Source organism: Janthinobacterium fluminis, assembly GCF_028595325.1.
GTDB classification, from domain to species: domain Bacteria; phylum Pseudomonadota; class Gammaproteobacteria; order Burkholderiales; family Burkholderiaceae_D; genus Janthinobacterium; species Janthinobacterium fluminis.
In genome coordinates, this window is sequence record NZ_JAQQXR010000009.1 from 109,074 (window position 1) to 131,559 (window position 22,486).

A 22,486-nucleotide genomic window follows, 5' to 3' on the forward strand; every position below is an offset into this window, starting at 1 on the left:
CCACCATTTGAAATAGAACCATGACTGAAGAATTATTACGCCTCTCCAAACGCATGTCCGAGCTGGGCCTGTGCTCGCGCCGCGAAGCCGATGAATGGATCGCCCGCGGCTGGGTGCGCGTCGACGGCAAGGTCGTCTCCGAGCTGGGCAGCAAGGTCTACCCGAGCCAGCGCGTCACCGTCGAGCGCCAGGCCGCCGCCGAGCAGTCGAAGCGCGTGACGGTGCTGATCAACAAGCCGGTCGGCTACGTCAGCGGCCAGGCCGAGGACGGCTACACGCCGGCCATCGCCCTGATCAACGCGGAAAACCGCTGGGCCGAGTGCAAGGCCAGCGAGCAGTTCCACCCGACCCAGTTGCGCAGCCTGGTGGCCGCCGGCCGCCTCGACATCGACTCTGTCGGCCTGCTGGTGCTGACCCAGGACGGGCGCGTGGCCAAGCAGTTGATCGGCCACGACACCGACATCGACAAGGAATACCTGGTGCGGGTCGCCTACACGAAGGGCGGGCGGCTGCCGGACGCCGACCTGAAGCGCCTGAACCACGGCCTCTGGCTGGACGGCAAGCCGCTGCTGCCGGCGAAAGTGCGCTGGCAAAACGACGACCAGCTCAGTTTCACCCTGCGCGAAGGCAAGAAACGCCAGATCCGCCGCATGTGCGAGGCCGTCGGGCTGAGTGTGCTCGGGCTGAAGCGGGTGCGCATCGGCCGCGTCAAGCTGGGCGATCTGCCGACCGGCCAGTGGCGCTATCTGGGGCCGGACGAGCAATTTTGAACCCTGGCGGGCGGCAACGCGGCCATGCTTGTTTTTGCCGCTGTACAATCTGGCAATTCTGAAGCATAGTGTCGTGGAATTCCAATCTTGCTGCTTAGCAAGTCCAGGAACACCGCCCGCACCGAAGTCTGTAATTATTAAAGAGATAAGCTGTCGTGAACGATCCTATTCCGAATCCCCTGCGCAAAGGTCCGCCCAGCCTGGCGGAAGCCACCGATCCCATCCCGCCGGGCGCCAAACCGCACCACATGAGCGATCCGTGGGACATCGGCGAAGCGCTGGCGCGGCTGGCCGAGGGCGGCGACGCCGTCACCATCTACCCGGCCGACGGCGTTGCGCCGGTGATGGCGCGCATCCTCTCGGTCGACGAGGAATTGCCGCATTTCGTGGTGGAGCTGAACGATGGCAGCTTTTTGCCGCCCGGCTCGGCCACCTTCGTCGCCTGGGTGCACAGCGCCAAGCTGCAGTTCACGCTCAGTTCCGGCTGGGTCGCCCAGGACGGCCAGCCGACCCTGCTGCCGGCCGACTTCCCCGCCGAATGCCTGGTGCTGGAGCGGCGCGAGTCGGCCCGCCTGGAGGCGCCGCTGGGGGTCTACCACGTCGCCGCCTTCGTGCTGGAGGGGCGCCCCTACGAACTGCAGCTGTATGATTTCTCGATAGGCGGCGTCGGCATGCGCGCCCATCCGCGCGACACCGTCGGCCTGTACGTGGGACGCAAGCTGTCGCGCGTGCGCCTTGAGCTGGGGCCGGAGAAGGTCATGATCGCCGACCTGGAAATCCGCCTGTCGCGCTCCTTCCGCTCCTTCCTGCTGGGCGAGCAGGTGCAGATCGGCTGCCGTTTCCTGAACCTGTCGCCGGCCCTGCAGGAAGAACTCAAGCAGCTGCTGGCCGGCATGAGCAGCGGCCGCAAGCGCGGCGCCTGACGGCTGCCCGGGCAGGCCGGGCGCGCCTCAATCGTCGTCGTCCGGGTCCAGCTCGGGGAACATCACCTCGGTGTAGCCAAATTGCGTGAAATCGGTGATGCGCATCGGGTACAGGATGCCGTTCAGGTGGTCCACCTCGTGCTGCACGACGCGGGCGTGAAAACCGTCGACGTCGCGGCTGATGGCGTTGCCGAACTGGTCCACGCCTTCGTAGTGCAAGTCGGTCCAGCGCGGCACGCTGCCGCGCAGGCCGGGCACCGACAGGCAGCCCTCGAAGGCGCTTTCCTGGCGCTGCGACAGCGGCGTCAGCACCGGGTTGATCAGCACCGTTTCCGGCACCTGCGGCGCGTCCGGGTAGCGGGCGTTCTGCTTGAAGCCGTAGATCACCAGTTGCAGGTTGACGCCGATCTGCGGCGCGGCCAGCCCGGCGCCGTTGGCCGCGTGCATGGTGTCGAACATGTCGACGATCAGCGCGTCCAGTTCGGCGCCGCCGAATTCGCGCACCGGCTCGGCCACCCGCAGCAAGCGCGGATCGCCCATCTTCAAAATCTCGCGTACTGTCATATGCCTCCCAAATCTGTGTGCGTCTGGTGCAGGAAACTGCGGTAGGCGGCGGCCGTTTCCGGGTGTTTCAGGCCTATCGCCGTCATCGCCTTCAGATAACCGAGCTTGGAGCCGCAGTCGTAGCGCTGGCCGGCGTAGCGGTAGGCCAGCACGCGTTCGGCCTGCATCAGCGCGGCGATGCCGTCGGTCAGCTGGATTTCCCCGCCGGTGCCGGTGCCCAGGTTCTCCAGGTAGTCGAAGATGGTGTTCGACAGCACGTAGCGGCCGACCACGGCCAGCGTCGACGGCGCCAGCTCCGGCAGCGGTTTTTCGACGATGCCCGAGACCAGCTCCAGGTCGGGCCGGTAGCTGCTGGCGCTGACGATGCCGTACTGCCTGGTGTCGGCGCGCGCCACGTTCTGCACGGCCAGCACGCTGCACTGCTCGCGCTGGAACACCTCGGTCATCTGCGACAGCACCGGCAGCACGCCCTCGTCGGTGTCCATGAAGTCGTCGGCCAGCAGCACGGCGAAGGGCTCGTTGCCGACCACCGGGCGGGCGCACAGCACGGCGTGGCCTAGCCCCAGCGGCGCCGACTGGCGGATGTAGATGCAGCTGATATGTTTCGGGATCACGTTCTGCACGATTTCCAGCAACTGCTTCTTGCCGGCCGCCTCCAGCTCCGACTCCAGCTCATAAGCCTTGTCGAAATGGTCTTCGATGGCGCGCTTGTTGCGGCCGGTGATGAAGATCATTTCCGTGATGCCGGCCGCGACGGCCTCTTCGACGGCATACTGGATCAGCGGCTTGTCGACGATGGGCAGCATTTCCTTCGGCTGCGCCTTGGTTGCGGGCAAAAACCGGCTGCCCAGGCCCGCCACGGGGAAGACCGCCTTCTTAATTCTCTTCATGTTGTTCTTCTTCACTTGTCATGGATGCCAGCAGCTCCAGCAGCTGCACCTCGTCGAGCACGGCCACGCCCAGCTCCTGCGCCTTCAGCAACTTGCTGCCGGCGTCCGCGCCGGCCACCACATAGCCGGTTTTCTTCGACACCGAGCCGGCCACCTTGCCGCCGGCCGCCTCGATCAGCGCGGCCGCCTGGTCGCGGCTCAGCGTCGGCAGCGTGCCCGTCAGCACGAAGGTCTTGCCGCCCAGGCCGCCCTCGGCCGGCGCGGCCGCCTCCGGCAACTGCGCCAGCAATTCCTCGCGCAGCGCGTGCAACTGCGCCAGGCGCTCGCGGTGGGCCGGCTGCGCCAGCCACTCGGCCAGCGCCTCGGCCACCGCCGCCGGCAAGCCGGCGTGGTAGGCCGCGCCCTGCCCGGCCAGCGCCTGCAGGGTGACGCCGCGGTCGACCAGCTGCTTGCTGCGCGGCTCGGTCAGTTTCGGGATGCCCAGCGCGGCCAGCAGCTTGACCTGCTCCAGCTGCCCGCGCAGCTTGGCGCTGGGCGCGTGCTCGTCGCGCGGCGCGACGCCGGCCGCCAGCAAGGCGTCGAGCGCCTGCTGGTTCTTCGGCTCGGCGAAGAAGTCGGCGATCGACTCGGCCACCGTGCCGCCGATGTCGGGCAGCACGCGCAGCAGCGCCGCCGGCGCGCGCCGCACCAGTTCCAGCCGGCCCAGCCATTCGGCCAGCGTCTTCGCCGTCGATTCGCCGACGTGGCGTATGCCCAGCGCGAACAGCAGGCGCTCCAGCGGCGGCGCCTTGCTGGCGGCGATGCCGGCGAGCAGGTTTTCCGCCCATTTCGTCGGGATTTTCCCCTGCTGGACAGTCTCCGGCGTGCTGCCGTCGCGCTCGTCGGCGCGCAGCTTCATCGCCAGCAGGTCGTCCAGCGTCAGCTTGTACAGGTCGGCGATGCCGTGCACATAGTCGAGTTCCACCAGCGTGTCGACGTAGCGCTCGCCCAATCCCTCGATGTCCATGGTGCGCCGGCCGGCGAAGTGGCGGATCGCCTCCTTGCGCTGGGCCGAGCAGAACAGGCCGCCGGAGCAGCGGGCGATGACCTCGCCCTCCTCGCGCGCCACGTGCGAGCCGCACACGGGGCAGTTGCCGAGCATGACGAACTGCGCCGGCTCCGGCGAGGGGCGCTTCTCCAGCACGGCCGAGAGCACCTCGGGGATGACGTCGCCGGCGCGGCGCACGACGACCGTGTCGCCGATGCGGATGTCCTTGCGCCGCACCTCGTCCTCGTTGTGCAGCGTGGCGTTGGTGACGGTGACGCCGCCGACCGAGACGGGCGCCAACCGCGCCACCGGCGTCAGCGCGCCGGTGCGGCCGACCTGGATCTCGATGTCGAGCACCACCGTCAGCGCCTCTTCGGCGGGGAATTTGTGCGCCAGCGCGAAGCGCGGCGCGCGCGACACGAAGCCCAGCTGCTGCTGGTCTTCGAGGCGGTTGACCTTATACACGACGCCGTCGATTTCGTAGGGCAGCGCGGGCCGGCTGGCGCCGATGCGGCGGAAATAGTCGAACAGGCCGGCGGCGTCGCGCACCACGGCGCGCTCCTTCGACACGGGCACGCCCAGTTGCTGATACCAGTCGAGCAGGGCCGAGTGCGAGGCCGGCATGGGCGCGCCTTCCAGGGCGCCGATGCCGTAGGCGTAGAAGCGCAGCGTGCGCTGCGCCGTGATGCGCGAGTCGAGCTGGCGCAGGCTGCCGGCGGCGGCGTTGCGCGGATTGGCGAACTCCTTGTGGCCGGCCTCGCGCTGGCGCGCGTTCAGGCGCGCGAAATCGGCCTTGAACATCATCACCTCGCCGCGCACGTCGAGCAGCACCGGCAGCGCCTCGCCGTGCAGGCGCAGCGGAATGCCGGCGATGGTGCGGATGTTGGCCGTGACGTCCTCGCCGGTGGCGCCGTCGCCGCGCGTGGCGGCCTGGACGAACAGGCCGTGCTCGTAGCGCAGATTGACGGCCAGGCCGTCGAACTTGACCTCGACGGCGTAGTCGACATAGGGCGCGTCCAGGCCCTCGCGCACGCGGCGGTCGAAATTGTCGATGTCCTCGTCGGAAAAGCCGTTGTTCAGCGACAGCATCGGCACCGTGTGGCTGACTTGCTCGAACTGCGGCAGCGGCGCCGCGCCGACGCGGAAGGTGGGCGAATCGGGCGCCACCAGTTCCGGGTGGGCCGCCTCCAGCGCCTGCAGTTCGAGGAACAGCTTGTCGTACTCGGCGTCGGGAATCAGGGGCGCGTCCAGCACGTGGTAGGCGTGCAGGTGCCGGTTCAATTCCCGGGTCAGCTCGGCGATGCGCGCCGGCTCAGTCAAATGGTCCATGTGTTACACAAATCAGCTAAATAAACGCAATGCGCGGGGGGAGCCGGCCGGAATGTCGGCGCCTTCCATTTCCTGGTAAAACTCGCGCACCTGGCCGGCGATTTCCGCCAGCGCGGCGTCGGACAGGGCCTGGTTGCTGTCGTCGACGATGGTGGCGTCCAAACGCGCCACCAGCGACTTGGCGCAGGCCACCATCGCGCCGAAGCCGTCGCGCGCCGAAGCCACGCAGGGCACGTCGAGCAGCAGCGTCAGACGCGCCGTGGTTTCCTCGGCCAGCGTGACGTTGGTCGACAGCGAGAACAGGAAGCCGCCCTCGCCGTCCGGCATGACGAAGCGGCCGTCCGGACGCACGTCGAAGCCCTGCTTTTCCAGCGCGCCGATCAGCGTGCTGATGGCCCACGGCGCGCCGTTGCTGTGCAGGTTCACGCCCAGCTGGGCGTCGTGGCCGGCGACGAAGCGGTGCAAGGTGCGCGCCTCGGCCATGACCTCGATCATGTCCGGGATTTCCGGCTCGGCGCCGATGTCGTCGGCGACGACGCGCAGGCGCGTGACCAGTTCCGAGTATTCCAGTTCGTTCAGCGCCGTCGTCCGGCTGGCCAGTTGCACGCCGCCCTGCAGCTGGGTATACACCCCGCCGTGGGTGATCGCTTCCCAGTCGCCGTTGACGTGCAGGCCGATGTAGTGGACCGGCTTGTTGCCAACCAGGCGCAGGGTCTGCAGCACCGGCAGGATTTTGTCGCCGCGCACCGGGGCTTCCAGCGCCAGCGGCAGCAGGCAGTCGATCAGCGGGTCGACCAGGCTGGTGGCCAGCTCGGCCGCCGGGGTGGCGGCGTCGGCGCCGCGCGCCGCCGGCTCGGCCGCCGGGTCCGCGGCGTCCGTGGCGGCGGCCGCGTGGGCCGCCGCTTCCGGCGCGGCGCCCAGGTCGAAGCTGGGCTCGTGCCGGGCCGCCGGCGCCGAGGCCGGCGCCGCGCCGGCGCGCATCAGCACGTCGTCGTGGTCGCTGGAAAAGGCCCGTTCGACGCTTTTCTTGGCCTTGTGCTCCTGCCATTTGTTGTACGAGAAAACGCCGACGATGAAGACGCCGCCGGCTCCGAATAAGGTCATTTGTAAGTCTGTCATGCTGCTTGGGCCTCGGAAGCGAAGTTTGCGGCGGATTCCATATCCACCGCCACGATGCGCGACACACCTTGTTCCTGCATCGTCACACCGATCAATTGATGGGCCATTTCCATCGCAATTTTATTATGCGAGATGAAAAGGAATTGGGTCTGGTCGGACATCCGTTTGACCATTCTACAAAAACGTTCTGTGTTGGCGTCGTCCAGCGGCGCGTCGACCTCGTCGAGCAGGCAGAACGGCGCCGGGTTCAGGCGGAACATCGAGAACACCAGCGCCGTCGCCGTCAGCGCCTTTTCGCCGCCGGACAGCAGGTGGATGGTGGCGTTCTTCTTGCCCGGCGGCTGGGCCATGACCTGCACGCCGGAATCGAGGATTTCGTCGCCCGTCATCGTCAACTTCGCCTGGCCGCCGCCGAACAGGATGGGGAACAGCTCGGAGAAGTGGAAGTTGACCTTGTCGAAGGTGTCCTGCAGCAGCTCGCGGGTTTCCTTGTCGATCTTGGCGATGGCGTCTTCCAGCGTGTTGATCGCCTCGGTCAGGTCGGCGTTCTGGGCGTCGAGGAAGTTCTTGCGCTCGGACGCCTGGGCCAGCTCGTCGAGGGCGGCCAGGTTGACGGCGCCCAGCGCCGCGATGGCGTTGCCCAGGCGCGTCACCTCGCCCTGCAGGTAGGACGGCCGCATGTCCGGGTGCAGCTTTTCCGTCAGCGCCGCCTCGTCGGCCGCCACTTCCAGCAACTGCTGGGCGAACTGCTCCTGGTTCAGGCGCGCGGCCTGTTCCTTGAGCTGCATTTCCATGATCTTGTCGCGCTGCGGCTGCAGGCTGCGCTCGGACTGGGTGCGGGCGTCCTCGGACAGGCGCAACTGCTGGGTGATCTGGTCGAGCTCGTGGCGCGCGTCCGCCAGCGCCCGCTCCTGCGTCGTGCGGCGCTCCAGCAAATCCTGCAAGCCGTCGCTGGCCGCGCCCGATTCGAGGTTTTCCAGCTCCAGCTGGCCGGCCTGCAGGCTGCCGATGACCTGGGCCGCCTGCGTCGTCGCCGTGGCGATGTTGCGGCGCAGCTCCTCGATCTTGGCGCGCTGCGACTTGTCGGCGAATTCCGCCTCCTGCGCCGCCCTTTCCAGGTCGCGCAGCTGCGCGCGCGCGTCCGTCAGGCGCTGCTCCTTCAGCAGGAAGTCGCTGTGGCCGTCCTCGTGCTGCTGCTGCAGATCGCCCAGGTCGCAATCGAGCTGCTCGAACTTTTCCTCCGACTCCAGCTTCACCTGCATCTGCTCGGCTTCCTGCGCGGCGATCTCTGCCAGGTCGGCCTGGATCTGCGTGCTGCGCTGGTTGAAGCGGGCCTCGACCTCGGACAGCTTGACGACGTCGAGCTGCAGCGTGTGCACCGACTGCGTCAGGCTTTGCACGCGCTGGCGCAGCTCGGCCAGCTGGCGCGTCAGATTGGCGACGGCGGCGTCGGCCCGCACCGAGCGGGCGCGCGCCTCATCGGCCAGCAACTGCTGGGCGCGCAACTGCTTGTCGATATTCTCGATTTCCTGCTGGCGGCCCAGCATGCCTTCCTGCTCCGAATCGGCGGCATAGAAGCGCACGCTAGACTGCGTGATCACATGGCCCTGGCGCGTGACGAAATAGCCGCCGGCCGGCAGCTTGCCGCGCTCCTGCAGCGCCTCGGCCGCGTCGTCGATGGCGTAGGCGTTGTGCAGCCAGTCCTGCAGCAGGCCGCGCAGGCCGGGGTCGTTCAGCTTGAGCAGATTCAGGAAGGGTTTCAGGCCGGCCACGTCGGCGCCCGCCGCCGGGGCGGCGGTCGAGGGCGCGAACAGCGCCAGCTTGGCCGGCGGCGCGTCGTTGAAGAAGGCCTTGGCCCAGTCGATGTTCGACACTTGCAGGGCGCTGGTGCGCTCGCGCAGGATCGCTTCCATCGCCGTTTCCCAGCCCTGCTCGATCTGCAGCTTCTGCCACAGCCGCGGCAAGCCGTCCAGCTCGTGCTTCTGCAGCCACGGCTGCACCTTGCCCTGGGTTTGCACGCGCTCCTGCAACTGGCGCAGCGCGCTCAGGCGCGCCTCCAGCTGGGCGTTGGCGGCCGTCTCGGCGTTCACCTGCGCCTGCGCCTGCTGCCGCTCCTGCTCCAGCAGCGGCTGCTGTTCCAGGGACTCTTCCAGAAGGAAGCCCTGCTCTTCCAGCGCCTGCTGCTTTTCCTCCAGCTGCAGCTTCAGGTTCGCCAAATGGCTGCTGTCGGGCAGGCTCAGGCCGTTCTTTTCCTGCTGCAGGCGTTCGCGGCGCGACAGCAGGCCGGCCAGGATGTTCGAGGCGTTGCGCTGGTGCGCGGACTCCAGCTCCAGCTGCTGCTGCGCCTGCATGATCTTGGCGCGCGACTCGGTGCTCTTGCGCTGCGCCTCGCGCCAGGCCAGGTCCAGCGCCGGCAATTGCTCGTTCTTTTGCTCGGCCATCATCTGCGACTGCTCGACGCGGGCGGCCAGCTCTTCGAGGCGGAACTCGGCCTCCTCGATCTGCTCCTGCTGCTCCAGGGCCTGGTTCTGCCACTGGTCGCGCTGCGCCGTCAGCGACGCCAACTGCGCCTGCAGGCGCGCGCGCGACTCGATGACGAACTTGATCTGCGCCTCCAGGCTGCCGATCTCGGCATTGGTCTGGTACAGATGGCCCTGCGCCTGGTGCAGGCGGTCGCCGACGGCGAAATGGGCCTGGCGCATCTGCTCCAGCGTCAGTTCGACGTTGCGCAGCTTCGCCGTCTGCTCTTCCAGGTCCGTCTGGGCCTGCTCGACTTCGCGGAAATAGCGCGTCTGCTCGTTGTGCGCCTCGTTCTTGCGCAGCAGCCAGAGCAGTTTTTGCTTCTCGTCCTGGTCGCTTTGCAGCGAGTGGAATTTGTTGGCGACGACGGCCTGGGCCTCCAGCTTTTCCAGGTTGGCGTTGAGCTCGCGCAAGATGTCCTCGACGCGCAGCAGGTTCTCGCGGGTGTCGTGCAGGCGGTTTTCCGTCTCGCGGCGGCGCTCCTTGTATTTCGACACGCCGGCGGCCTCCTCCAGGAAGACGCGCAACTCCTCGGGGCGCGATTCGATGATGCGGGCGATCATGCCCTGGCCGATGATGGCGTAGGCGCGCGGGCCGAGGCCGGTGCCGAGGAAGATGTCCTGGATGTCGCGCCGCCGCACCGGCTGGCCGTTGATGTAATAGGTCGAGGTACCGTCGCGCGTCAGCGTGCGCTTGACGGCGATTTCCGCGTACTGGCCCCACTGGCCCGAAGCCTTGCCGTCGTTGTTGTCGAACACCAGCTCGACCGAGGCGCGGCCGGCCGGCTTGCGGTGCGTGGAACCGTTGAAAATAACGTCCTGCATCGACTCGCCGCGCAACTCCGAGGCTCTCGACTCGCCCAGCACCCAGCGCACGGCGTCGATGATGTTCGACTTGCCGCAGCCATTCGGGCCGACGACGCCGACCAGTTGTCCAGGCACCTGGAAATTGGTGGGATCGACGAAGGACTTAAACCCCGACAATTTAATGGAAGATAGACGCACGTTATTGTAAAGTTCCTCGCCTCGACTGGCATTGTTTTCTCAAGGGAAAAGGCGGCAGAAGTGGATTCAGCCTTGCGGGCCAAGTCGGGCCCGCAAATTTACGCCTGTGAAAAGTGGCTCATCATACCATTTCACGGCCTCATTCTGGCCGAAAAACGCCTGCGGCGTGCGCGCCCCGCGCTCCTAGCGGAACAGGGGATGGCGTTGCGCCAGTTTCCAGTCGCTGCGCTCGAAAGGCCGCTCGCGCCCCGACAAATGCAGGGCCAGCTCGGTGAGCCATTGTTCCGTCGGCACGGGCTCTACGTTCGGCGTCAACAGCAGGCCGCACAGGCTCAGCGCCACCAGCGTGCGGCTCAGGACCAGCTCGCGCATGGCGCCGGCCCGGTACAGGAAGATGCCGGCCAACAGCAAGCCCAGCAGGGAGCCGCTGATCGCCTCGGACGAGGAATGGGCGTTCACCTGCACCCGCGAAACGGAAATCAGCAGGGCCAGCGCGACGCCGGCGACGACGCCCAGGCCGCGCAGGCCGGGCCGGGCGCCTTTCAGGATCACGAAAAACGCCACCGGCAGGATGGCGCCGGCGCGCATCGCGTGGCCGCTGATGCCGGCGAACTCCAGCGTGGCGCTGCCGATGCCCCAGCCGATGAACAAGACCTTGGTCACCACCACCAGCGCCATGCCGACGCCGAACAGCAGGCACCACTCCAGCGCCAGGCGCCATGTCTTGCCGCCGGCCAACCACAGCGCGATCGCCAAGCCCGCGGGGGCCATGACAGCCATGCTGCCCACCAAACTCAATCCTGTCCACCACATCATTATTCGACAACTTCCACGCGACAAAGAGGCTCTACTATGCCACGATACAGCCGGGAACGCTTCCACAAACGTGCGCGGCGGCGCAAACGGCCGCCGGTTTTCAAGAACTTATTTCCTGAAAGTCGAACTTCGTTCCCTGCAGTCCGGCGTCGCCGGCGGCCGCCTGTTCAAGGGCTTGCTGCAGCGCCCGGCCGACGGCCCCGTCGGCCTCGATGACGTCGACGCGCCCGGCGCGGAACTGCTGGGCCAACGCCTCCCCCGACAGCGAAAACGCTTCGCGCCTGGCGTCGGCGGAAAAGATGAACAGGGTGCGCAGGGGACTGATCCAGACCAGCTTGACCTTGCGCGCGGCGCCGCCCTCTTGCGCGAAGGCCATCCACATATTGCGCTGCAGGGCGGCGACTGTGGCGACGGCGGCGTCGGCCGGCGCCTCCGCCTCGGCGGCGCCTTGGCTGTGCCGGGCCAGGCGGCGCTGCGCCGCCTGCTGCGCCACTTCCAGCGCGATTTCGACTTGCCGCTCGGGCGACAGCTCCAGCGGCGCGCGGACGATGGAGGCGTGGCATTCGGCCAATTCGGCGAAAAATTGCAGGCGCTCGGCGTCCTGCCATTTGATGATGTCCAGCCATTTGTTCAAGCCCGCCAGCAGCGCCGGCAGCTTGCCGATCAACAGGCGCCGCTCCTCGGCCGCCGGCTTCGGCTTGACGCTCCAGATCAATTCATCCATGGTCCGCGTGGCGTTGCCGACGGCGCCGGTCCGTTCCGCTTCGACGCTGTAGGCGATCGTCATCACCGACACCCATTTGTTTTCCAGGAAGGTTTCGACGACGGCCAGCACCTCGCCGCTGCCTATGCGCAGCGCCACGGCCTGCTTCGCCTCGCGCGCCGCCAGCGCCAGCTTTTCCTGCTTGAGGGCGCTGGCGATGGGCTCGGCGATGGCCGTCGCGGCCGCCTGCTCCTCGGCCTGGATGGACGCCTCCAGCTCCGTCACGGCCTCGGCAAAGACCGACAGCTCGTGGTCGAAGTCGCGCCCGACCCGCTCGACGCTGCGCTGCATGGCCTGGAACAGGGGGTCTTCCGGCCCCTTGCGCTGCTCCCAGCCTGTGCGCGAGAGCAAGTCGATGAGGCGCCGCGCCGGATGCGCCTCCTGGAAAAAGAAATCCTTGTCGACCAGCGCCGCCTTGAGCACGGGAATCTGCAGAAAGCGGATCAGGTCGCGGATTTCCTGCGAGATGTTCTTGTCCTGGAACACAGTCTCGAATATGGCCGACAGCAAGTCGATGGTGCTTTCGTCGGCGCGGCTCAGGCTGCCCTGGGGCGCGCTTTCCTTGATTTTCGGCAGGTAGATGACATTGTGCGGGAGCGCCGGCGCGGCCTCGCCGGCCTCGCCGGGCGCCGCCTGCAGGCGCGCCAGATAGGACAGCAGCGGCTGTTTCGCGCCGACCTGGCTCAGCCTGTGCAGCAATTCGTTGTCGACGGCGCCGTGGAAGCCCTCGGCCGCGCCCTGCTGCCAGCCGGCGGCGGCCGGCAAGCCGGGCAGCGACAGCTCCGGCATGGCCATCTCGCCCCGGGAAAAATACTGGCGCAGCTGTTGTGCCAGCGCAACCTGGGCCGGCGCCCTCGCCGCCTTCGGCGTGGCGTCGTGGCTGTCGGCGCGGCGGCCGTGCTGGGGCGCCGCGCCGGGCGTCGCGCCTTTTTGCATCAGCGTCAGGTTGAGCGCGTCGAGCATGGGCCCCAGATCGAGAAACAGGCCCGGCCTGAACAGCGGCAGCAGCAGGGGCTGCGATTCCGCGTCCGCGTCGAACGCGCACCACGCGTCGTGCAGCGCCGAGAGGAAGACCTCGGGACGGAAAGGGTTTTGGCCGGGCCGCAAAATGCCGCGGTCGAGCAGGAAGGCCAGGCGCACATTGAGCGTGGCCAGCTGGTCGGCGTAGAGCAGCTCGAACGGCCGGGCCAGCACGCCGAAGGCGACCTGGCTATCCATTTCCTCGTAGGGCACCAGCGTCATGGCCTGGGCCGGCGTGCGCGCCGCCTGCCCCGGCGCCAGCCGCGCCAGCTCCAGCCGCACCGCCCGCTCCAGCTTGGCCGAGGCCAGGTGCAGGAAGGCGTAGCTATTGCTTTTGAGCAGATTGCCGGCCTTGAAACGCCGGTGCACGGCGCGCGCGTCGCCGGCCCCGCCGGCGTCGAGCAAGGCGGCGGCCAGACGCCCGGCCAGCGCCAGCAATTGTTCGTTGACGTGCTGGGAGGCGATGCCGATCAGGCTTTCCAACAAGGCATGCCGCGGCGTCACCGCCTTTTTCGGCACTGCGCCAGTTGTCGAATGTGAAAGCATGATGACCTGCCAGGAAACGCTAGGGGCGGCATACGGAATCTGCCGCAATACGCCATTCTTGCATGCTATTGCCATAAGGCAATGGCCAAAATGAAACAAACAACTGTCGCAGCGCAAATTTTCCATCCGAAAAGAACACTGCGTCCGCTCAGGCGCTCTCTTGACGGTAGTCAACAATGGCCGTGGTCGTTTCCATACCATAACAAAGCCGGGCCCAAACTTCGCCCGAAGGACCACGATGAGCTATTTCCGCAACCTCAACACGGCGCCCAAGCTGCTCGGCGGCTTCGCCTGCGTGCTCGCGCTGACGGTGCTGCTGGGCGTGGCGGCGCTGCTGCGCATGGGCGACATGCGCCAGGCGGCGGCGCTGCTGTCGGCGACCTGGCTGCCGGCGACGATCGAGGTGCTGGCGCTCAGGAACGACCTGCAGGAAGTGCGCCGCTGGGAGTTGCAGCACATCCTCGCCGCCGACGGCGAGGCCGAGGCCATCGTCGCCATCGACAGGAAGGCGGCGCTGGCCTGGGCCAGTTACCAGCACAACCGCCAGCGTTTCGCCAGGCGCCTGGGCGAAGTGCGCCAGCGCGCCGTGTTCGCCCAGTTGGACCGGCACTGGCAAGGCTATGGCGTCGAGCACGCGGCGCTGCTGGCGCTGTCGAAGGCCGGCCGCAAGGACGAGGCCCAGGCCGCCTTGCTGGGGCCGTCGCAACGGCTGTTCGAGGCGATGAACGCGCAGATCGACGAATTGGTGGCGATCAACGTCGACGGCGGCGTGCGCGCCGGCGCCGGCGCCGACGCCGCCTATGCGGGCGCGCGCCTGTGGGTGGCCGCGCTGCTGGCGGCCGCCACGGCGATCGGCGCGCTGCTGGCGCTGTGGCTGGCGCGGGCCATCGCCACGCCGCTGCACCAGGCCGTGCAGGCGGCGCGGCGCATCGCCGGCGGCGACCTGACGGAGCACATCGGCGCCCGCTGGCGCGACGAAACGGGCCAGTTGCTGCAAGCCATGCAGGACATGAACGCCAGCCTGCGCGCGGCCATCGGCAAGGTGCGCGCGGGCACGGCGGCGCTGGCCGGCGCCGCCGCCGACATCGCCGCCGGCAACCGCGACCTGGCGCGGCGCACCGAGGGGCAGGCGGCGGCGCTGGCGCAAACGGCGGCGGCCATGGAGCAACTGGGCGCCACCGTCGAGCACAACGCCGCCGACGCCGTGCGCGCCCGGGAGTTGGCGCTGTCGGCCTCGGAGGTGGCGGCCAAAGGCGGCGCCGACGTCGCCAGCGTCGTGCACACGATGTCCGCGCTGCACGAGGCGTCGAGCAAGATCGCCGACATCATCGGCGTGATCGACGGCATCGCCTTCCAGACCAATATCCTGGCCCTGAACGCGGCCGTCGAGGCGGCCAGGGCCGGCGAGCAGGGCCGCGGCTTCGCCGTCGTCGCCGCCGAGGTGCGCAACCTGGCCCAGCGCAGCGCGGCGGCGGCGCGCGAAATCAAGGTGCTCATCAGCGCCTCCGTCGACCAGGTCGCGCGCGGCGCGGACATGGCCGAGCAGGCCGGCCGCACGATGCAGCAGGTGGTCGGCAGCGTGCACGGTGTCAACGCCCTCATCGGCGCCATCGCCGACGCCAGCGGCGCCCAGACGGTCGCGCTGCGCCAGGTCGGCGCGGCCGTCGCGGCGCTGAACGAGACGACGCGGCAAAACGCGGCGCTGGTGGAACAGGCCGCCACGGCCGCGGCCGCGATGCGCGCACAAACCGGCCTGCTCGGCGAGGTCGTCGACACCTTCACGGTGACGCCGGCCGACAGCCCCCAGGCGCGCCGCGCGGCGGCGCGCCACACCCAGCAAGCGGGGCCGGTCCCGGCCGCCGCACACCCGGATCTTGCGCTCCTGACCCAGGATCGCACCATTGCGTCACCGGAAACGCATTTGCCACGGGGGCGCCGTGCTCCCGGCCAGCACTGAGCTCCGGACAGTGCATTCCCCACCCACACGAAAGGAAACAATATGAACGCGAACCAGAAAGGCAGCCAGGGCAACAAGCAGTCCGATGCACAAGAGAACCGCAAGGACGGCGCAGGCACGCGCACGCGCGGCGGCACCCACGAGCAGCACGTCGAGGCCGGCCGCCAAAGCCACAAGAACGACGCCAACAAGCAATCGGGCGGCAACGCGGGCAACAGCAAACAGTCCGGCGGCAACGCCTCCGAGCAGCTGGACCATCTGCTTCACCGCCCAGGCAATAAAACCGAGCGTTGAGGCGCGCCAGTCCGGCGCCGGCAGGAAAGCGGTTCGGGCACCCCAGCCCGAACCCGGATGTGTTTTTCCTGGCAACAGGCGTCAACATTTCCCCTACAGGCGTGCCGGATGTGACCCTATACCGAAAACTTGGTCGAGCCCGCCGCCGCGGGCTCGCCGCCACGGCAAGCCGCTCCACCCTCAGATATTGCTCAGGCGCTGCCCCTTGGGCGGCGCGAAATTGGCCACGCCGTTGATCAAGCCGACGCCCAAGGCTTCCTGCGACGTCAGGTGCAGATCCGAATAGGCGTGCACCAGCCAGTGCTCCTGCGTCAGTTCGACGTGTTTTTTCAGGATTTGCTCGGTGCGCAGGTCGTCCGCGCGCAAGCCGTCGACGATGATTTTCAGCGCGTCGGGACGGGCGCCGGGCGAGGCCGTGGCATGCGATTTATGCACCATGAAACGCGCCGTGTCGCTGGCGTAGCGCCGCTTCCCGGCCAGGAACAGCGTGACGGCGATCGACGCCACGGCGCCGGCGTTGTAGGTGACGAAAGTGATCGGCAACTGGCTCAGGAAATTGTACAGACAGATGCCGTCGCTGACATAGCCGCCGTTCGACTGGATCAGGACATGGGCCGTGGTAACCTTGTCCTCGCTCATGTCCGCCACCGCATCGAACACCCGCCTGACCATATCGCTGTTGACGTCGCCAGACAGCGTAAAGTAGGCATGTCCCTCCATCTTTTCTTGATCATCGCTCATGGCAGTCACTTTAAAAAAGTGGGAATGATTGATTTTAGCAAATAGGCAAGCGCCAAGTTTGACACAAGCGCAGCAGGCGCGCGCGGCACAGGAACCGATTTTACGCGCCGCAACAACGCCGTCAAGCAACCGCGAGCGCTGCTTTTCCGCCACTGCCGCGCAGCCGAACAGATTGACAGGAAGGGGCCGCTGGCATATATTCTGCACTCTTGATCGGGAGAGGGCAGCCTTGCGCTGCCGCCGAAGGGGCACCACCCAAAAACTCTCAGGCAAAAGGACCGATCAAGGGACCGGCGGCGCTCACTGGAGCGCACCGGCTCAACTCTGGAGAGCGGTCGCGGCACAACGCCGGCGATCCACCGAAGGTGCGACGGGAAGACCCTTTCCCGCAATCTCTCAGGTACCAAGGACAGAGGGGTCAGCGATCACATGCGGAATTGGCTGCAACGCCATTCCTTGTTTGCTCCGTTAACCCCTTTACCACTGGCCCCGAGGATTTCATGACGCTTCAAGCGACCCCACTTAACAAGGCCCACCGTGCCGCCGGCGCCCGCATGGTTGATTTCGGCGGCTGGGACATGCCCGTCAACTACGGCTCGCAAATCGAGGAACACCACGCGGTGCGCAGCGACGTCGGCATGTTCGACGTCTCGCACATGTGCGTCGTCGACCTGGAAGGCGACCAGGTCCGCCCTTTCCTGCGCGGCCTGCTGGCGAATAACGTCGACAAGCTGCAAGTGAGCGGCAAGGCGCTGTACTCCTGCATGCTGAACCCGCAAGGCTTCGTCATCGACGACCTGATCGTCTACTTCATGAACGAAAGCTGGTTCCGCCTGGTCGTCAACGCCGGCACCGCCACCAAGGACATCGCCTGGATCAAGGCGCAGAACGAGGCCAGCAACAGCGGCGTCACGATCACCGAGCGCCGCGACGGCGCCGATCCGATGGCGCTGCTGGCCGTGCAAGGCCCGAACGCCCGCGCCAAGGTCTGGCAGGTGCTGCCGGACACCCAGGCGCCATCGGAGGGCTTGAAGCCATTTAACGCCGTCATCGTCAAGGACACCGCCTTCGGCGAGGTGATGGTGGCGCGCACCGGCTACACCGGCGAAGACGGCTTCGAGCTGGGCGTGCCGGCCAGCCAGGTCGAGGCGCTGTGGAACGCGCTGCTGGCGGCCGGCGTCAAGCCGGCCGGCCTGGGCGCGCGCGACACGCTGCGCCTGGAGGCGGGCATGAATCTGTACGGCCAGGACATGGACGAGACGGTCAATCCGCTCGACGCCGGCCTGGCGTGGACCATCGACCTGGTCAGCGAGCGCGACTTCATCGGCAAGGCGGCCCTGCGGGCGATGGGCCAGAACGCCCAGTTCGTCGGCCTGATCCTGCGCGAAAAGGGCGGCGTGCTGCGCGCCCACCAGAAAGTCGTCGTCGCCGGCAGCGACAGCGTCGGCGAAATCACCAGCGGCACCTTCAGCCCGACCATGCAGCAGGCCATCGCTCTGGCGCGCGTGCCGAACGGCGTGGCCCTGGGCGACACCGTGCACGTCGAAATCCGCAACAAGAAACTGGCCGCCACCGTGGTCAAACTGCCGTTCGTGCGCAACGGCAAAATCCTGCTTGCCTGATTTTTAAAAAATAACAATACCCCCGACATTTTTGACTGGAGCGACACATGAACATCCCCGCAGACCTGAAGTACACCGAGTCCCACGAATGGGCGCGCCTGGAAGCTGACGGCACCGTCACCATCGGCATCACCGAATACGCGCAGGACGCGCTGGGCGACATCGTCTTCGTCGAACTGCCAAGCGTCGGCAAAACCTACGGCGCCGGCGACGACGCCGCCGTCGTTGAGTCGGTCAAGGCCGCCAGCGACATCTACGCGCCAATCGCCGGCGAAGTCGTGGCCGTCAACGACGCCGTCGCCGACGCGCCGGAATCGATCAACGCCGACGCCTTCGCCGCCTGGCTGTTCAAGATCAAGCCGAGCGACGTGTCGGCGCTCGACGGCCTGCTCGACGCCGCCGCCTACGGCAAGAACACCGCCGAGTAAGCAGAGCTGTAATGCGGGCCGCTTTTGCGGCCCGCCTGTTTTCCCGCGCCGCCCTTCCCTACACCTGCCGCCAGCCCCTTGCCGCCGGCGACTCAGTCTCTTATTGGCCCCTACAAAATGACCCGCACCAGCCTGACCCAACTTGAAGCCCGCGATGCCTTCATCGCCCGCCACATCGGCCCTTCCGCCTCCGAGCAGGAAGCCATGCTCTCGACCCTCGGCTACGCCTCGCGCGCCGCGCTGATCGACGCGCTGGTGCCGGCCAACATCCGCAACAAGGGCGCGCTGCCGCTCGGCCAGTACTCCGCGCCGATGCCGGAAACGGCCGCGCTGGCGCAGCTCAAATCGCTGGCCTCGAAAAACCGCGTGCTGAAGTCGCTGATCGGCCAGGGCTACTACAACAGCCACACGCCGGCCGTCATCCTGCGCAATATCTTCGAAAACCCGGCCTGGTACACCGCCTACACGCCTTACCAGCCGGAGATTTCCCAGGGCCGCCTGGAAGCCATCCTGAACTTCCAGCAAGTGATCACCGACCTGACCGGCATGGGCATCTCGAACGCCTCGATGCTCGACGAAGGCACCGCCGCGGCCGAGGCGATGACGCTGATCCAGCGCGTCGGCAAGTCCAAGTCGAACGTGCTGTACGTCGCCGACGACGTGCTGCCGCAAACGCTGGAAGTGGTGCAGACCCGCGCCAAGCCGCTGAACATCGAAGTGCGCACCTTCGCCCCGAGCGAACTGGAAAGGCTCGACAGCTGCTTCGGCGCCCTGCTGCAATACCCTGGCGTGAACGGCGTCGTGCGCGACTACCGCGCCGGCGTTGAGCACCTGCACGCCAACGGCGCGATGGTCATCGTCGCCGCCGACCTGCTGGCGCTGACCATGCTGGCGCCGCCGGGCGAATGGGGCGCCGACGTGGTCGTCGGCAACAGCCAGCGCTTCGGCGTGCCGCTCGGCTTCGGCGGCCCGCACGCCGGCTACCTGTCGACCCGCGACGAATTCAAGCGCAGCATGTCCGGCCGCCTGGTCGGCGTCACCATCGACGCACAAGGCAACAAGGCCTACCGCCTGGCCCTGCAAACGCGCGAGCAGCACATCCGCCGCGAAAAAGCCACCTCGAACATCTGCACCGCGCAAGTGCTGCTGGCCGTCATGGCCTCGATGTACGCCGTCTACCACGGCCCCGCCGGCCTGCTGCAGATCGCCCGGCGCGTGCACCGCTACACCGGCATCCTGGCCGCCAACCTGCGCACGCTCGGCTACGGCATCGCCAACGCCAGCTTCTTCGACACGCTGACCATCGAAACCGACCGCGCCGAGCAACTGCACGCGGCGGCCGTGGCGGCCGGCGTCAATCTGCGCAAGGTCGACGCCAAGCACGTCGGCGTCTCGCTCGACGAAACCATCACCCGCGACGACCTGGCCGTGCTGTGGAACATCTTCGCCAACGGCAGCGTGCCGGCGCCGGACTTCGACGCCGTCGAAGCGGGCGTGCAAAACGCCTTCCCCGCCGCGCTGGCCCGCACCAGCAGCTACCTGGACCACCCGGTGTTCAACACCCACCACTCGGAACACGAAATGCTGCGCTACCTGCGCAGCCTGGCCGACAAGGATCTGGCGCTGGACCGCACCATGATCCCGCTCGGCTCGTGCACGATGAAGCTGAACGCCACCAGCGAAATGATCCCCGTCACCTGGCCGGAGTTCTCCAGCATCCACCCGTTCGCGCCGGACGCGCAGACCGTGGGCTACCGCGAAATGATCGCCCAGCTGGAAGAGATGCTGTGCGCGCTGACCGGCTACGCCGCCGTCTCGCTGCAGCCCAACGCCGGTTCGCAGGGCGAGTACGCCGGCCTGCTGGTCATCAAGGCCTACCATGAATCGCGCGGCGAAGGCCACCGCAACATCTGCCTGATCCCCTCGTCGGCGCACGGCACCAACCCGGCCTCGGCCAACATGGTCGGCATGCAGGTCGTCGTCACCGCCTGCGACGCCAGCGGCAACGTCGACCTGGCCGACTTGCAGGCGAAAGCCGAACAGCACAGCGCCAACCTGGCCTGCGTGATGGTCACCTACCCGTCCACCCACGGCGTGTTCGAGGAAGGTATCCAGCAACTATGCGAGATCATCCACGCGCACGGCGGCCAGGTCTACATCGACGGCGCCAACATGAACGCGCTGGTCGGCGTGGCCGCGCCGGGCAGCTTCGGCGGCGACGTCAGCCACCTCAACCTGCACAAGACCTTCTGCATCCCGCACGGCGGCGGCGGCCCGGGCGTCGGCCCGATCGGCGTTGGCGCCCACCTGGCCAAGTTCCTGCCGAACCAGCGCTCCAGCGGCTACCAGCGCGACGCCTCCGGCATCGGCGCGGTCAGCGCGGCGCCGTTCGGCTCGGCCAGCATCCTGCCGATCTCGTGGATGTACATCGCGATGATGGGCGCCGAGGGCCTGACCGCCGCCACCGAAACGGCGATCCTGGCGGCGAACTACATCGCCCGCCGCCTGTCGCCGCACTACCCGGTGCTGTACTCGGGCCACGACGGCCTGGTCGCGCACGAATGCATCATCGACCTGCGTCCGCTGACCGACGCCACCGGCATCAGCAACGAAGACGTCGCCAAGCGCCTGATGGACTTCGGCTTCCACGCGCCGACGATGAGCTTCCCGGTTCCGGGCACGCTGATGATCGAGCCGACCGAAAGCGAATCGAAAGTGGAAATCGACCGCTTCATCGATGCGATGATCGTCATCCGCTCGGAAATCGCGCAAGTGCAGAACGGCGAATTCGACCGCGAAGACAACCCGCTGAAAGGCGCGCCGCACACGGCGGAAGTGCTGACGGCCGACGTCTGGGCGCACAAGTACAGCCGCGAAGTGGCGGCCTTCCCCGTGCCCTCGCTGCGCAAGCAAAAGTACTGGCCGCCGGTGGGCCGCGCCGACAACGTCTACGGCGACCGCAACCTGTTCTGCGGCTGCGCGCCGATGAGCGACTACGAGTAAGCCCCCGACAGCCGGGGACAGGCCGCAATTTCCAGGCACGCATTGCCTGGGGAGCGGGGCCTGCCCCGGCTTTTTCGCTTGACAACGGTGCCGCATCGAATCTACTATGCGGGCATTATTAATTTTCGGAGTCCCACGTGGGTACTTGTTCTAGTGACAGTAGTCGATCTTCAATCGGCGATTAATCTCAGCAAGAACACGGACTTCCTCTTCTCCGTTCCTTGCTGAGCAAGGTTCGGTGTCTCGCGCGGCCAGCAGGCCACGTCGCATGCATCCTCCCTATTTCGTATTGTTTTTTCGGCTACTGACCGGATTGAATGGCAATGGCATCGCGCTAACCATTTAGGTTCAAGTCTCGCCTGTACTCCCTGTTCATTCAGGAGACGGTGATGATCTGGTATGACTTCGCAAGGCGCAAGCCCTTGCATCGCATGGCTGCGCCCATGCAAACCGTCGGCGCCCTGGCGCTGACACTGGCGCTGGCTGCGCCCGACGTCCGGGCGGCCCGCCCGATGACGGTGGACGATGCCAGCATATTGCCCGCTGGCGGCTGCCAACTGGAAACCTGGGCCCAGCGCACGGACGGCCGCGCCGAGCTCTGGGCCGTGCCGGCCTGCAACTTCGGCGGCGACTGGGAACTGGCACTGGGCGCCTCCCGCGCCGCCGGCGCCGCGGCGCCCGGCGCCGTGCAGATGCAGGCGAAAACCGTGTTTCGCGCCCTCGCCCGCGACGATTGGGGCGTCGGCCTGGTGCTGGCGAACCAGTTCCGCCGCGGCGCCGGCCCGGCCGGCGATCTGTCGGCAAACGTGCCGCTCAGCGTGTCGCTGCGCGGCGACGCCCTGCTCCTGCACGCCAACCTCGGCTGGCTGCGCGAGTACGACGGCCGGCGCCACGCCGTCAGCTGGGGCCTGGCCGCGGAAACCGCACTGGGCGCGCGCTCGACGCTGAGCGCCGAACTGTTCGGCCAGCACCGCGGCCGCCCGCATATTCAACTGGGCCTGCGCCATTACCTGGTTCCGGAGCGGCTGCAAATCGACGCCGCCTTCGGCGAGCGCTTCGGCCGCCACAACAAGGAAACCGTGTTTTCCATCGGCCTCGTGCTGAGCAGCGACACCTTCCTGCACTAAGCGCGGCCACGCCGCACCAGTCA

16 protein-coding genes and 2 riboswitches are annotated in these 22,486 nt (G+C 67.3%); of the genes, 8 read left to right on the forward strand and 8 right to left on the reverse strand.

What is annotated here, in order from left to right:
• The first annotated feature begins 20 nt into the window (after positions 1-20).
• Together OIK44_RS20420 and OIK44_RS20425 are read left to right on the forward strand one after the other, a co-directional pair.
• On the forward strand, positions 21-770 hold the full coding sequence (locus tag OIK44_RS20420) for a pseudouridine synthase (protein WP_273673454.1): 750 nt from the start codon (positions 21-23) through the stop codon (positions 768-770).
• Between the two features lie 155 nt (positions 771-925).
• Positions 926-1,693: a flagellar brake protein gene (locus OIK44_RS20425; RefSeq protein WP_273673455.1), complete on the forward strand. Its 768-nt coding sequence runs from the start codon at positions 926-928 to the stop codon at positions 1,691-1,693.
• Positions 1,694-1,720: 27 nt separating this feature from the next.
• Here the strand turns inward: OIK44_RS20425 and def are convergent, their stop codons facing one another.
• The 7 genes from def to OIK44_RS20460 all read right to left on the reverse strand — a co-directional run bounded on the left by def (position 1,721) and on the right by OIK44_RS20460 (position 13,249).
• Positions 1,721-2,257: a peptide deformylase gene (def, locus tag OIK44_RS20430; protein WP_273673457.1), complete on the reverse strand. Its 537-nt coding sequence runs from the start codon at positions 2,255-2,257 to the stop codon at positions 1,721-1,723.
• Positions 2,254-3,147, reverse strand: coding sequence for a UTP--glucose-1-phosphate uridylyltransferase GalU (gene galU / locus OIK44_RS20435; protein ID WP_273673459.1), 894 nt, complete (start codon positions 3,145-3,147; stop codon positions 2,254-2,256). The genes def and galU overlap by 4 nt, the downstream gene beginning before the upstream one ends.
• On the reverse strand, positions 3,134-5,503 hold the full coding sequence (ligA, locus tag OIK44_RS20440; protein ID WP_273673461.1) for an NAD-dependent DNA ligase LigA: 2,370 nt from the start codon (positions 5,501-5,503) through the stop codon (positions 3,134-3,136). Before ligA ends, galU begins: the two co-directional genes overlap by 14 nt.
• A gap of 12 nt (positions 5,504-5,515) precedes the next feature.
• The gene (locus OIK44_RS20445) at positions 5,516-6,622 is read right to left on the reverse strand and encodes a cell division protein ZipA C-terminal FtsZ-binding domain-containing protein (protein ID WP_273673463.1); all 1,107 of its coding nucleotides are present in this window, start codon (positions 6,620-6,622) and stop codon (positions 5,516-5,518) included.
• Entirely contained in the window at positions 6,619-10,146 is a 3,528-nt protein-coding gene (gene smc, locus OIK44_RS20450) for a chromosome segregation protein SMC (protein WP_273673465.1), read from the reverse strand. Before smc ends, OIK44_RS20445 begins: the two co-directional genes overlap by 4 nt.
• A 183-nt stretch (positions 10,147-10,329) precedes the next feature.
• Positions 10,330-10,926 (reverse strand): phosphatase PAP2 family protein, encoded by a 597-nt coding sequence (locus OIK44_RS20455; protein ID WP_273673466.1) that lies wholly within the window; start codon positions 10,924-10,926, stop codon positions 10,330-10,332.
• 136 nt (positions 10,927-11,062) lie between these two features.
• Positions 11,063-13,249 (reverse strand): DUF1631 family protein, encoded by a 2,187-nt coding sequence (locus OIK44_RS20460; RefSeq protein ID WP_273673467.1) that lies wholly within the window; start codon positions 13,247-13,249, stop codon positions 11,063-11,065.
• A 280-nt stretch (positions 13,250-13,529) separates the two neighbouring features.
• On the opposite strand from OIK44_RS20460, the gene OIK44_RS20465 reads away from it, so the two are divergent.
• Positions 13,530-15,248: a methyl-accepting chemotaxis protein gene (locus OIK44_RS20465; RefSeq protein ID WP_273673468.1), complete on the forward strand. Its 1,719-nt coding sequence runs from the start codon at positions 13,530-13,532 to the stop codon at positions 15,246-15,248.
• Positions 15,249-15,290: 42 nt separating this feature from the next.
• Positions 15,291-15,542: a hypothetical protein gene (locus tag OIK44_RS20470; protein ID WP_273673470.1), complete on the forward strand. Its 252-nt coding sequence runs from the start codon at positions 15,291-15,293 to the stop codon at positions 15,540-15,542.
• Between the two features lie 180 nt (positions 15,543-15,722).
• On the opposite strand, the gene OIK44_RS20475 is transcribed toward OIK44_RS20470, so the two are convergent.
• Positions 15,723-16,283, reverse strand: coding sequence for an ATP-dependent Clp protease proteolytic subunit (locus OIK44_RS20475; RefSeq protein ID WP_273673472.1), 561 nt, complete (start codon positions 16,281-16,283; stop codon positions 15,723-15,725).
• Positions 16,284-16,487: 204 nt separating this feature from the next.
• A riboswitch (glycine riboswitch) is annotated at positions 16,488-16,574 on the forward strand.
• Between the two features lie 23 nt (positions 16,575-16,597).
• A riboswitch (glycine riboswitch) is annotated at positions 16,598-16,706 on the forward strand.
• Positions 16,707-16,783: 77 nt separating this feature from the next.
• Between OIK44_RS20475 and gcvT the strand changes: the two genes are divergently transcribed.
• The 4 genes from gcvT to OIK44_RS20495 all read left to right on the forward strand — a co-directional run bounded on the left by gcvT (position 16,784) and on the right by OIK44_RS20495 (position 22,463).
• Entirely contained in the window at positions 16,784-17,905 is a 1,122-nt protein-coding gene (gene gcvT / locus OIK44_RS20480; RefSeq protein ID WP_273673475.1) for a glycine cleavage system aminomethyltransferase GcvT, read from the forward strand.
• A gap of 47 nt (positions 17,906-17,952) precedes the next feature.
• Positions 17,953-18,333, forward strand: coding sequence for a glycine cleavage system protein GcvH (gene gcvH / locus OIK44_RS20485; RefSeq protein WP_273673477.1), 381 nt, complete (start codon positions 17,953-17,955; stop codon positions 18,331-18,333).
• Positions 18,334-18,450: 117 nt separating this feature from the next.
• Positions 18,451-21,336: an aminomethyl-transferring glycine dehydrogenase gene (gcvP, locus tag OIK44_RS20490; RefSeq protein WP_273673479.1), complete on the forward strand. Its 2,886-nt coding sequence runs from the start codon at positions 18,451-18,453 to the stop codon at positions 21,334-21,336.
• A 443-nt stretch (positions 21,337-21,779) separates the two neighbouring features.
• A complete protein-coding gene (locus OIK44_RS20495) occupies positions 21,780-22,463 on the forward strand; it encodes a hypothetical protein (protein WP_273673481.1) in 684 nt (227 codons plus the stop codon).
• Positions 22,464-22,486: the final 23 nt, after the last annotated feature.

What these genes read in the sequence shown, in the direction of transcription:
- OIK44_RS20420 (WP_273673454.1), top strand. Translation starts at nt 21, where the DNA reads ATGACTGAAGAATTATTACGCCTCTCCAAACGCATGTCCGAGCTGGGC.
- def (WP_273673457.1), bottom strand. Translation starts at nt 2,257, where the DNA reads ATGACAGTACGCGAGATTTTGAAGATGGGCGATCCGCGCTTGCTGCGG.
- galU (WP_273673459.1), bottom strand. Translation starts at nt 3,147, where the DNA reads ATGAAGAGAATTAAGAAGGCGGTCTTCCCCGTGGCGGGCCTGGGCAGC.
- OIK44_RS20465 (WP_273673468.1), top strand. Translation starts at nt 13,530, where the DNA reads ATGAGCTATTTCCGCAACCTCAACACGGCGCCCAAGCTGCTCGGCGGC.
- OIK44_RS20470 (WP_273673470.1), top strand. Translation starts at nt 15,291, where the DNA reads ATGAACGCGAACCAGAAAGGCAGCCAGGGCAACAAGCAGTCCGATGCA.
- gcvH (WP_273673477.1), top strand. Translation starts at nt 17,953, where the DNA reads ATGAACATCCCCGCAGACCTGAAGTACACCGAGTCCCACGAATGGGCG.
- OIK44_RS20455 (WP_273673466.1), bottom strand. Translation starts at nt 10,926, where the DNA reads ATGGCTGTCATGGCCCCCGCGGGCTTGGCGATCGCGCTGTGGTTGGCC.
- OIK44_RS20445 (WP_273673463.1), bottom strand. Translation starts at nt 6,622, where the DNA reads ATGACAGACTTACAAATGACCTTATTCGGAGCCGGCGGCGTCTTCATC.
- ligA (WP_273673461.1), bottom strand. Translation starts at nt 5,503, where the DNA reads ATGGACCATTTGACTGAGCCGGCGCGCATCGCCGAGCTGACCCGGGAA.
- gcvP (WP_273673479.1), top strand. Translation starts at nt 18,451, where the DNA reads ATGACCCGCACCAGCCTGACCCAACTTGAAGCCCGCGATGCCTTCATC.
- gcvT (WP_273673475.1), top strand. Translation starts at nt 16,784, where the DNA reads ATGACGCTTCAAGCGACCCCACTTAACAAGGCCCACCGTGCCGCCGGC.
- OIK44_RS20475 (WP_273673472.1), bottom strand. Translation starts at nt 16,283, where the DNA reads ATGAGCGATGATCAAGAAAAGATGGAGGGACATGCCTACTTTACGCTG.
- OIK44_RS20495 (WP_273673481.1), top strand. Translation starts at nt 21,780, where the DNA reads ATGCAAACCGTCGGCGCCCTGGCGCTGACACTGGCGCTGGCTGCGCCC.